This window comes from Candidatus Kinetoplastibacterium sorsogonicusi (genome assembly GCF_003072465.1).
Taxonomy (GTDB): Bacteria; Pseudomonadota; Gammaproteobacteria; order Burkholderiales; family Burkholderiaceae_B; genus Kinetoplastidibacterium; species Kinetoplastidibacterium kentomonadis.
Window position 1 is genome coordinate 397,742 of the sequence record NZ_CP025628.1, and the last position, 12,593, is coordinate 410,334.

9 protein-coding genes are annotated in these 12,593 nt (G+C 24.5%); 2 read left to right on the forward strand and 7 right to left on the reverse strand.

All coding sequences use genetic code 11. The annotated features are described in order from the left end of the window. Positions 1-9: 9 nt before the first annotated feature. The 4 genes from CKSOR_RS01920 to CKSOR_RS01935 are packed head-to-tail and all read right to left on the reverse strand — an operon-like array spanning position 10 to position 4,944. Positions 10-276, reverse strand: coding sequence for a sulfurtransferase TusA family protein (locus CKSOR_RS01920; protein WP_108673908.1), 267 nt, complete (start codon positions 274-276; stop codon positions 10-12). After that, a complete protein-coding gene (gene alaS / locus CKSOR_RS01925) occupies positions 251-2,884 on the reverse strand; it encodes an alanine--tRNA ligase (RefSeq protein WP_108673909.1) in 2,634 nt (877 codons plus the stop codon). Before alaS ends, CKSOR_RS01920 begins: the two co-directional genes overlap by 26 nt. Positions 2,885-2,904: 20 nt before the next feature. Next, a complete protein-coding gene (locus CKSOR_RS01930) occupies positions 2,905-4,158 on the reverse strand; it encodes a D-amino acid dehydrogenase (RefSeq protein WP_108673910.1) in 1,254 nt (417 codons plus the stop codon). Positions 4,159-4,173: 15 nt separating this feature from the next. Next, positions 4,174-4,944 carry an FAD-binding oxidoreductase gene (locus CKSOR_RS01935; RefSeq protein ID WP_108673911.1) on the reverse strand — a complete coding sequence of 257 codons (771 nt, stop codon included), beginning with the start codon at positions 4,942-4,944 and terminating at the stop codon, positions 4,174-4,176. A 341-nt stretch (positions 4,945-5,285) separates the two neighbouring features. On the opposite strand from CKSOR_RS01935, the gene rho reads away from it, so the two are divergent. After that, positions 5,286-6,542 carry a transcription termination factor Rho gene (gene rho / locus CKSOR_RS01940; RefSeq protein ID WP_108673912.1) on the forward strand — a complete coding sequence of 419 codons (1,257 nt, stop codon included), beginning with the start codon at positions 5,286-5,288 and terminating at the stop codon, positions 6,540-6,542. A 22-nt stretch (positions 6,543-6,564) separates the two neighbouring features. Further along, the gene (locus CKSOR_RS01945) at positions 6,565-7,206 is read left to right on the forward strand and encodes an epoxyqueuosine reductase QueH (RefSeq protein ID WP_108673913.1); all 642 of its coding nucleotides are present in this window, start codon (positions 6,565-6,567) and stop codon (positions 7,204-7,206) included. A 28-nt stretch (positions 7,207-7,234) separates the two neighbouring features. Here the strand turns inward: CKSOR_RS01945 and CKSOR_RS01950 are convergent, their stop codons facing one another. Genes CKSOR_RS01950 through typA form a run of 3 tightly spaced genes read right to left on the reverse strand, consistent with a single transcriptional unit; the run spans position 7,235 to position 12,585 of the window. Then, positions 7,235-8,017, reverse strand: a complete 783-nt coding sequence (locus tag CKSOR_RS01950; protein WP_108673914.1) for a ZIP family metal transporter — start codon at positions 8,015-8,017, stop codon at positions 7,235-7,237. Between the two features lie 38 nt (positions 8,018-8,055). Beyond that, positions 8,056-10,740, reverse strand: a complete 2,685-nt coding sequence (polA, locus tag CKSOR_RS01955) for a DNA polymerase I (protein ID WP_108673915.1) — start codon at positions 10,738-10,740, stop codon at positions 8,056-8,058. Positions 10,741-10,761: 21 nt separating this feature from the next. Beyond that, positions 10,762-12,585, reverse strand: a complete 1,824-nt coding sequence (gene typA, locus CKSOR_RS01960; RefSeq protein WP_108673916.1) for a translational GTPase TypA — start codon at positions 12,583-12,585, stop codon at positions 10,762-10,764. Positions 12,586-12,593: the final 8 nt, after the last annotated feature.

Genomic DNA, 12,593 nt, shown 5'->3' on the forward strand with positions numbered 1-12,593 from the left:
TTTAATTATTTATTTTTTTTTTATAATTTGTACATACTTGTTAGATATTTTTTCTTGTTTTAATAATATATGACCAGTTTTTTCACAAAAAAATCTAAAATCTTTCAAAGAATTTTCGTCAGTTGTGATAACACTTATGATTTCACCACTTTTCATTTCTGATAGAGCTTTTTTAGTTTTTAGTAATGGTAATGGACATACTAATTTAGAAGTATCAATTTTAATATTTACATTTAAATCATATACTTCATCAATATTTATTTTTAATTCTTTCATAAATAAAATCCTGAATTTCGATTAATATAATATCTAAATTATCAATTTTTTTGCCACTACCCATTGCAAATTCATTATTACCTCCACCTTTACCATCTGTTTTTATAACCAATTTATTAATTAATTCTTTAGCAGTTATTAAATTAATCATTTTTTTAGGAATTGATATTATAAAATCTATTTTACTCAAAGAAATTAAAACAATTATTGTATCTATTTTATGCATTTTTATATTATCTAATATAATTTTCAATTGCTGATTATTCACTTCATCATCAATAGTTTCTATTAATATAGAAATATCTTTAAAATTTTTACATTTGAATAAAAGCTTATTAGAAATATTTATCAAATTTTTTTGAGTAAGTTGAAAATTTTCTTTTTCTAAAGATTTTATATCATTTTTTATTTTTAAAATTTTATCTATTATAATATTTGCATTAGTATTTAAAATATATGCACTTTCTTTTAATATTTTTAAATTATGATTCACATAATTTAATGCTTTATAACCAGTATATGCTTCTAATCTTCGTATACCTGATGATATACTAGTTTCAGATATTATTTTAAATAATCCAATATCACCAGTTCTCATAACATGAGTTCCGCCACACAATTCTTTAGAAAAACCTATACTTATTACCCTTACTATATTTTCATATGATTCTATTGATAAGTGCTTTGCTCCAATATCAATTGCTTCTTGATAAGGAAGTTGATTTTCATAAACAATACTATTACTAATAATTTCTCTATTTACTAAAAATTCTATTGACTGAATCTGTTCTTCAGTAAGATTAATATCATACTTAAAATCAAACCTTAATTTTTCTGCATCAATATAAGAACCCTTTTGTTGGATCTCATTATTTAAAATATTACATAAAGCTTGATGTAATAAATGGGTAGCTGAATGATTTGATGAAATAGCTTTTCTATTATTAATATTTATTTTTGCATTAACTAAATCACCTATAGAAATAATTCCACTTTCTACAAAACCATAATGTACAAATGTGCCATTATTAATAATTTTTGTCTCTAAAACAACAAATTTATTTTCTTTAAATGACAATACTCCTGTATCACCTACCTGACCTCCAGATTCAGCATAAAATGGAGTGATATCTAATATTATCATTACATTTTCATTATTACAGGAAACATAATTTGTTTTTATACCATTAACATATATATCTAATATTTTTGAATTTTTATTTTCAAAATTTTTATAACCATTAAAAATAGTTTTAGGTCCTGTATATGAAATATTTATTAATGTATTGAATTTACTATTTGATCTAGATAATGTTTTTTGTTTCTGCATAGTAATATCAAATTGTTTCTTATCTACTGAAATATTATATTCTTTACATATATCTTCAGTTAAATCTAATGGAAAACCATAAGTATCGTATAATAAAAAAGCAATATTACCATCTAAAATTTTATTATTTTCTAATTTATTTAATTCAAAATCTAATAGTTTTATTCCATGTTCTAATGTGTGAGAAAATTTATTTTCTTCTTCTTGTATAATTTTACTTATTTTATCTTGATTTTTTATCAATTCATTATAAAATTTTCCCATATCATTTAATAAAATTGGTACTAATTTATAAAAAAAAGATGTTTTATTACCTAATTTATATGCATGCCTTAAAGCTCTTCTGATAATTCTTCTTAGTACATAACCCCTACCTTCATTACTAGGCATAATATTATCAGCAATCATAAATGCTGAAGATCTAATATGATCAGCAATTACTTGTAAAGAATTGATATTATTATTATTCCTAACATCTAATATTTTTTTAGAATAGTTAATAATATTTTTAAATAAATCAGTTTCATAATTAGAATAAACATTCTGTAATACTGCAGATATTCTTTCTAAACCCATACCAGTATCTACACAAGGTCTTGGTAATTTATGTAATTTTCTATCTATGCTCATATCAAATTGCATAAATACTAAATTCCATATTTCTACATATCTTCCACCATTATCATTCTCTGAACCAGGTAATTCACCATGAATACTAGGACCATAATCATAAAAAATTTCTGATGAAGGTCCACATGGTCCTGTATCTGACATTTGCCAAAAATTATCAGAATTATATTTCTGATTATTTTTATCTTTAATTTTAATAATTCTATTATCATTTAACCCGATAATTTTATGCCATATATTAAAAGCTTCATCATCTTCATAATAAACAGTTACATATAATTTATTTGCATCTATATGAAAAATTTCAGTTAATAATTTCCATGCATAAATAATTGCATCTTGCTTAAAATAATCACCAAAACTAAAATTACCTAACATTTCAAAAAATGTATGATGCCTATTAGTATATCCAACATTTTCAAGATCATTATGTTTACCACCAGCTCTTAAGCACTTTTGTATAGTGGTAACTCGTTTACTATTTATATTTTTTTTCCCAGTAAAAATATCTTTAAACTGAACCATACCAGCATTAGTAAATAATATTGATGTATCATTATTTGGTATTAAAGAAGAAGATGGAATACAAATATGTTTTTTTGACTCAAAAAAACGCAAAAATTCTTTTCTAATATGAGATGATTTCATAATATAATTTTATAAAAATTTTAACCCAAAAATGGGAAATCTATAACTGGTTTATTACCATTAATGATATCTGCTAAAGCTTTACTAGAACCTATACCCATAGTCCATCCCAGAGGGCCATGTCCTGAATTAATATATAAATTACAAAATTTAGTTTTGCCTATATATGGAACACCAGATGGTGTTGCTGGTCTAAGACCAGCCCAGTAATGCACTTTTTTTATATCCAGCGCATCAGGGAAAAATTTATTAGCTAAATTAGTTATCATTTGACATTTTTTCATATTTAGAGATCTTGAATATCCAGATAGTTCAACAAAACCAGCTATTCTTAATTTATCATTTAAGCGTGAAATAACTAATTTATTATTATTATCTATTAAACTAATTTTAGGTGCTAATTGATCATTAACGATATTAAAAGTAGCAGAATATCCTTTTACTGGATATATGTTGTAATTTATTCCTATAGGTCTTAAAAGTATAGAACTATAACTACCTAATGCTACTACATAAGCATCAGAATAAATATAATCATAATAACCATCATCTTTAATTAATTCAATTTTTTCTACTTTATTATTTTTAATAATTAATTGATTAATATTGGTATTATATAAAAATTTGCAACCATTTTGTTTACATAATTCAGCTAAATTTTTTGTAAACAAAAAAGCATTTCCACTTTCGTCACTAGATGTATAATCACCACCTATAATACAATTAATATAAGATTTTAGGTTTGGTTCTAGATTTAAAATATGTTCCTTAGAAATTATCTCCCTGTTTACACCTAAAGAATTCATAATTTTGATAAATTTTTTTGCTTGTTCTAAATCATTTTGATTTGAATATAAACGTATAATTCCACATTTGCTTTTTTGATAATTGATATCTAATTCATTATTTAATTCATCTAATGTAATTTTGCTATAATGTGCTAACTTTATCATTGATGAAAGGTTGTGTTCGAAATTACTTGGTAAACATTCTTTAAAAAAAGAAAATATCCATTTCCATTGATTGATATCTAATTTTGCTTTAAATGATAATGGTGAATCAGATTGAAATAACCACTTTACTATCTTATATATATTTTTATAATGTGACCAAGGTTCTGCATATGAAACAGATATTTGACCTCCATTTGCAAAGCTAGTCTCTAAAGCTGCACTAGAACATTTATCTATAACAGTAACTTCATGTCCTAATTTAGTTAACCACCAAGCACTACATATTCCTTGTATACCACTACCTAAGACTGTTATTTTCATTTATATAATCCTATATTATTTTTTAGGAATAAAAACATCACTATAAAAATTATCGTGCGATAATTTTTTGTACTTGATTAAATTATCATATATAATTTTTACCATATCTGGTGAACCACAAGCATAACATTGAATTGCTGATAAATCATCAAAATCATTCATGACAACATCATGTAAATGTCCAAATTTATAATGTGATGAATATTTAAATTTATTATATGCTGAAATTACAGGTATATACTCAAAATTTTTATTTTTATTTTGCCAATAATATATTATATCTTGCATATAAAAGTCATTAATGTCAGATACACCCCAATAAAAATATATTTTTTTATAATAATAATTATTTCTTATTATATTATTAATAATAGCTTTAATGGCTGCAAATCCTGTTCCTCCAGCTATAAAAATTATAATTTGATTATTATTATTAATATCTTTTATATAAAAATTTCCAAATGGTCCTTCTATTTGATAGATATTATTTCTTTTATGTTCATGAAGAAATTTAGAAAATATTCCATTATATGAATATTTAATATGCAATTCTATTATCTGATATTCATCAATGTAATCAGCAATAGAATATTGCCTAATATCTTTATCAATATATAATTTTATATATTGGCCAGGATTATAAAAAAATTTTTTTATATCAACTATTTTTAATTTTAATATTATTATATAATTTGATATGTATTTTAATGAAATTATTTTTACATTATATTTTTTATAATTATTTTGTAATTCATTATTAATATTGATTAAATGATTATTTTTCATATATTTATTTTTATTAAAATCTTGCTATATGTTAACAACAATTATATTTATATTAAAATTAATAAACTTCAAATATTAAATTAAAAATAATAACAAGTGTGTTAATATATGTAGCAAAATTGTAATTTATAATGTAAGATTATATTCTATGAAATAGTATTTTTTTATTATAGTATAATATTTTTTATGTAAAATATTTCAAACTTTCAATAAAGTTTTTATTAAATTTTTATTAAGTTTTTATTATATAATTTCTATTATAAATTTAAGATAGTTTATTTTTATGTTTTTTAAATTAAATAAACAGTCTCAGATAAACATTTTCAATTTTTCTTCAAAAAATGCACCTTAATGAATTAAAGACGTTGCATGTATCTCAATTATTAGAAATTGCTTCCAACTTAGAGATTGACAATGCAAACCGCATGCGCAAACAAGAACTGATGTTTGCAATTATGAAAAAAAGAGCTAAACAAGGAGAACAAATTTTTGGTGATGGTGTTCTTGAAGTTTTACCTGATGGATTTGGGTTTTTAAGATCAACTGAAACTTCTTATTTAGCTAGTACTGATGATATATATATATCTCCATCTCAAATTCGTAGATTTAATTTACATACTGGAGATTCAATAGAAGGAGAAGTAAGAACTCCTAAAGATGGTGAGCGCTATTTTGCTTTAGTGAAAGTTGAAAAAGTAAATGGAGCTACACCAGAAAAAGCAAAACATAGGATTATGTTTGAAAATCTTACTCCATTACACCCAAATAAAAACATAAAATTAGAAAGAGAAATAAAAAGTGAAGAAAATCTTACTGGCCGAATTCTAGATATTTTTGCACCAATAGGAAGAGGACAAAGAGGATTAATAGTAGCTAGTCCTAAATCAGGTAAAACAGTTATGATGCAGCACATATCACATGCAATTGCAGCTAATTTCCCTGAAGCTTTTATGATAGTTTTGCTTGTAGATGAAAGACCTGAAGAAGTTACAGAAATGCAAAGAACTGTAAAAGGTGAAGTAGTTGCATCTACTTTCGATGAACCAGCTACTCGACATGTACAAGTAGCTGAAATGGTTATAGAAAAAGCTAAACGTTTAGTAGAAATGAAAAAAGATGTAGTTATACTTTTAGATTCAATAACAAGATTAGCAAGGGCTTACAACACAGTTATACCTTCATCTGGTAAAGTATTAACTGGTGGAGTTGATGCTAATGCACTACAAAGACCAAAAAGATTTTTTGGTGCAGCTAGAAATATAGAAGAAGGCGGTTCTTTAACAATACTAGGTACTGCTCTTATAGAAACTGGTAGCCGAATGGATGATGTAATTTATGAAGAATTCAAAGGTACTGGTAATTTAGAGGTTAACTTAGATAGACGTATAGCTGAAAAAAGAGTTTATCCAGCTATAAATTTAAATAAATCTGGTACTCGTCGTGAAGAATTATTAATTAAAAATGATTTATTACAAAAAGCTTGGGTATTAAGAAAATTTATACATGATATGGATGAAATTCAATCAATAGAATTTATTTTAGATAAAATGAGATCTACTAAAAATAATTCTGAATTTTTTGAAATGATGAAACGTTAATAAATTTTATTTAATAAAGATTATGCAATATAAAGATAAAATTAGCCTGCCTGATGGATGTAATAAATTATTACTTCATTCTTGCTGTGCGCCTTGTTCAGGTGAATTAATCGAATTTTTAATTTTTTCTGAAATAAAATTTTCTATATTTTTTTATAATCCTAATATACATCCTTTAAAAGAATATAATATTAGAAAAGAAGAAAATATAAAATTCGCTAAAAAACATAATATAGAATTCATTGATGCTGATTATGATGTAATAAATTGGTTTAATAAAGTTAAAGGTTTTGAAAAATGTCCAGAGCGTGGAGAAAGATGTTCAATTTGTTTTGATATGCGGTTTGAAAAAACAGCTCAATATGCTATTAATAATGGTTTTGATATCATTACTAGTTCTTTAGGTATTTCTAGATGGAAAGATTTAGAACAAATAAATCGTATTGGTTTGTTAGTTGCCAATAAATATAAAAATTTAAAATATTGGACATATAATTGGCGAAAAAATGGTGGTTCTCAACGAATGATAACAATTAGTAAGCGTGAAAATTTTTATAAACAAGAATATTGTGGATGTTCTTATTCTTTAAGAGATACTAATATACATAGAATTCAACATGGCAAAAATAAAATACAAATAGGGATAAATTTTTATAAAAATTAAATTATTAAATATTTATTACTATAATAATTCAATGACATCCATGTAAAGAATTAGTGATAAAAAATATTAATAAAATTCCAAATATTACTAACATTAATTGAAATATTACCTCTTTGAATGAAGTTTTTTCATTCATTTGAGGCATAAGATCAGCTATTGCTATATATATAAAACTACTAGCAGCTATAACTAAGCAATATGGCAATATTATTTCACTCATTTTTAATACATAATATCCAGTACATCCACCTAATATTGAAAATAAACTAGAACCTAAAATTAAAATATATGAATTTTTTGTATTGATACCAGCATTACGTAAAACAATAAAATCACTTAATTTATGAGGAATTTCATGTACCATTATAGAAATAGAAGTTAGCCATCCTAATTCAGTATTACTTAAAAAAGCAGCTGAAATTAATATTCCATCTGATAAATTGTGTAATGAACTACCAATAAGTAATAAATAACCACCTTTACCGGCTACATATTGATCATAACCTGAAATATGATTATGACCATCTCCTTCATGGTGATGATTATGTCTCAATAAAGAAATTTTTTCCAAACTAAACAAAAATATAAAAGATATTAACATTATTGTGAATAATAAATGAGAATCATTTATATAATGATCATAAGCTTCTGGTAATAAATGTAATAAAGATACTGACAATAATACGCCAACAGAAAAACTTACCATATTATTCAAATATTTACTAAAAATTTTAGCATAAGTTAAAAAATTAGCTATTATTAATGCTATTATTCCGCTAGATATTGTAGATATAAAAATATAAAAAAGCATATAATTAGATAGTTTTAAATAAAAAATATTTTGTTAATTTAATGTGCATCATGCCAATTATAACCTTTACCAATATTAATTTTAAGAGGAATATCACAATCTTGTATTTTGCACATTATATCAGGTAGATTGAAAAGTATATCATCAATTTCATTTTTTTCCACATCTAATAATAATTCATCATGTACTTGCATGATTATTTTTGAAGATAATTTTTTATTACTAATCCAATCATTTAACTTGATCATAGCAATTTTGATAATATCAGATGCTGTTCCTTGTATCGGAGCATTAATTGCTAATCTTTCAGCTGTTTTTTGACTTATTATTGATTTATTATTTATATCTGGTATTAGTAATTTTCTGCCAAATATTGTTTCAATATATCCGTTTTCATGTGCAAATAAGCATATATTATTCATATATTCAAGCACTTTAGGGTATTTATTAAAATATTTTTTAATATATTCATTAGCTTCAATTTTACTGATATTTAAAGCTACAGATAAACCAAAAGCACTCATACCATATATAAGTCCAAAATTAATGCTTTTAGCAGCTTGGCGTTGATTATTATTGACATTTTTTAATGGTATATGAAAAATCTCAGAGGCAGTAACTGTATGTATATCTTGGTTATTAAAAAAAGCATCTTGTAAATTTATATCTCCAGATAGATATGACATAATTCTAAGCTCAATTTGCGAATAATCTGCTGAGATCAAAATATTTTTTTCTGGTATAAATGCTTTACGAACATTTTTTCCAATTCCTATACGGTTTGGAATATTTTGTAAATTTGGGTTAGAAGAAGATAATCTTCCTGTAATAACAGAAACTTGTGAATAATGTGTATGTAATTTACCTGTACATTCATTAATCATTTTAGGTAAATTACTAGTGTATGTAGATTTTATCTTATTTAAACTTCTATGTTCAAGCAAATATTTAGGTAAATCATATTGTATTGATAATTTTTTTAAAACATCCTCATTAGTAGATGGTTGTCCTGATTGTGTTTTTTTAATAATTGGTAATTTTAATTTTGTAAATAAAATTTCACTGATCTGTTTAGGAGAATTTAAATTAAAATCATAACCAACAATATTAAATATATTTTTTTCTATAGAAGAAATTTTTGAATTTATATAATTATTTTGTAATTGTAATTCATTACGATCTATACAAACTCCATAACGTTCAATATTAAATAATATTAAAGAAATAGATAATTCTAAATTATATATTTTCAACAATTTTGTATTAGTTTGAATAATTTGATTAAATATCATGAATAATTGATAATATATGTTAACATTTTCTATAGAGTTATAGATATGATTAATATCACTAAATTTTTCATATTTTTTTTCATGATGTATTTGTTTATTAATATCGCTAAATAATAAATTATATCTTAAAAATTTACGAGAAAGATCTTTTATTTTTATACTAGAATGAGTATCTAAAATATAAGATTGAATCATTATATCTTCATATCCATCTATAGATATACCTTCATTTGCAAGTAAATGTAATATATTTTTAGCATCATACAAAATTTTTTTCTTATTTTTATCAGATAACCATGATGCCATGTAATTTAACACTTCATTTTTTAATAAAAATTTAGAATTATTATCTCTTTCAAAACAAATATGATAGATAAGATTATTATCTATACAAATAGAAATATTTGAAATTTTAGATTTCATAAAATCTAAAGATGTAGTAATAAAGTGTAAAGCAACATATTTTGCATTAGAAATTTTTTCAAAAAAAATAACAAAATCATCCCAATTTTCAATAATTTGAAATTTGAAAAACTCAAATTTTTCTTTTGATAATAAATTTTGCTGAAAATTATGTTTATTTATATCTTTTAATAATATATCGAAATTTAACTCTTGATATTTATTTTTTAATTTTTCATAATTAGGCTGTTTAACTAAAAAATCATCAAATGATTTAATTTGATCTTTTATATAACAATTAGTTTGTATAGTTATTAAAGACCTAGCAATAGGAAAGAATGGTATAGATTTTCTAATATTTTCAGAAATTGAACTTTTGATTGTATCTAAAGATTTAATTATGCCATCTAAAGAACCATACGTATTCAATAATTTAATTGCAGTTTTAGGTCCTATATTATTAACACCTGGTATATTATCAGAATTATCTCCTACTAACATTAAAAATTCTACTATCATATTTGGAGAAACACCAAATTTTTTAAGTACAAATTTTTCATCTAATATTTCATTATTCATTGTGTTAACAATAGTAATATTATTGCTTACTAACTGTGCTAAATCTTTATCACCAGTAGATATGACTGTATTTAAATTTTCTTTTTTTGCCATATATGCTAATGTGCCTATTACATCATCGGACTCTACTTCATTACTTATTATTATAGGTAATCCCAGATAACTAATAATTTCTTTTATATTATCAAGCTGTATTATTAATTCATCTGGCATTTTTTTTCTGTGTTCTTTATATTGTGGAAATATTTTTTTACGGACATTATTACTATTATGCGAATCAAACACACATGCTACATATTTTGGATTATATTGGCTTAGTAATTTTTGTAACATTTTGATAACGCCTAATATAGCACCAGTAGGTTCATTATTACTATTTTTTAATTTAGGCATAGCATGAAATGCTCTATATAAATAACTAGAAGCATCTATTAATAGTAAAATATCCATTTTGAAATATTAAAAGATTATTTAATGTTGTTGTTGTCTAGCAAACTTGCGTCTTTCATTTTCTAATAAATGTCTTTTTCTAATACGTATAGATTTAGGTGTAATTTCAACCAATTCATCATCATTAATAAATTCTACAGCATATTCAAGAGACATATTAATCGGAGGAATCAAACGAATTGCTTCATCTGTACCAGATGCACGTATATTTGTTAATTGTTTACATTTAATTGGATTAACTACAAGATCATTATCTCTACTATGTATACCAATTATCATACCCTCATATACAGAATCACCTGGTTTAACAAACATTTTTCCACGTTCTTGAAGTTTCCATAAAGCATAAGCTACAGCATTACCTGACTCTTGACTAATAAGAGATCCATTTCGTCTTTCCCCCAACATTCCTTCTTTTATTTGATCATATTTATAAAATATATGACTTATTAATCCAGTGCCTTTGGTAATTGTTAAAAAATCATTTTGAAAACCTATTAAACCCCTTGCAGGTATTATATATTCAAGTCTGGTACGCCCTAAACCATCTGAAACCATATCTTTTAATTCACCTCTGCGACGGCCAATCTCTTCCATAATATTTCCTTGACAATTATCATCTATGTCAATAGTTAAAGATTCAAATGGCTCACACATAATTCCATTAATTTCCTTAAATATTACACGAGGTCTTGATACAGCAAGTTCATACCCTTCTCTTCGCATATTTTCAATTAATATTGTTAGATGTAGCTCACCTCTTCCAAAAACTTCAAATACAGTATCATCATTAGTATCTTTTACTCGTAAAGCTACATTAGTTTTTAATTCACGATATAACCTATCTCGTATCTGTCTGCTTGTTACAAATTTCCCTTCTCTACCAGCTAAAGGTGAAGTATTAACCATAAAGTTCATAGATAATGTAGGTTCATCTATATTAATAGACGGTAAAGCTTCTGGTGTATTTATATCTGTAAGAGTAATACCTATAGAAATATCTTCTATTCCATTAACTAAAACTATATCACCTGCCTCAGCTGCATTGACTACAACTCTTTCTAGTCCATTAAATTTCAATATTTGATTAATTTTTGCTTTAGTGATAACTCCATCAGATTCACTGCATAAACATACTTCCATACCTGTATATGTACGACCTCGATTAATGCGTCCTATACCTATTTTACCAACATAATTATTATAATCTAAAGAACTTATTTGCATTTGAAATGGTTCATTAGGATTAGAATTATTTTGAGGGACATATTTTAAAATGGCATCAAATAATGGTTTCATATCACCAGAACGTACATTGCTATCTAATCCGGCATATCCAGATAAACCAGATGCATATATTACTGGAAAATCTAGTTGTTCTTCAGTAGCACCTAATCGATAAAAGAGATCAAAAGTAGCATCTACTACAAAATTTGGCCTTGCACCAGGTCTATCAATTTTATTAATAACAACTATAGGTTTTAAACCTAACTGTAAAGCTTTTTTTGTTACAAAAGTTGTTTGAGGCATAGGTCCTTCTACTGAATCTACCAATAATAATACACCATCAACCATAGACAAAACTCTTTCTACCTCTCCACCAAAATCAGCATGACCTGGAGTGTCGATTATATTTATATGAGTATTAGAATATTCTACTGCACAATTTTTGGATAAAATAGTAATACCGCGTTCTTTTTCTAATTCATTAGAATCCATTACTCTTTCATTAATAGATTGATTAGCTCTAAATGTACCAGATTGATGTAATAACTGGTCTACCATAGTAGTTTTACCATGATCAACGTGAGCTATAATAGCAACGTTTCTTAAACGTTTTGACATATAATTCA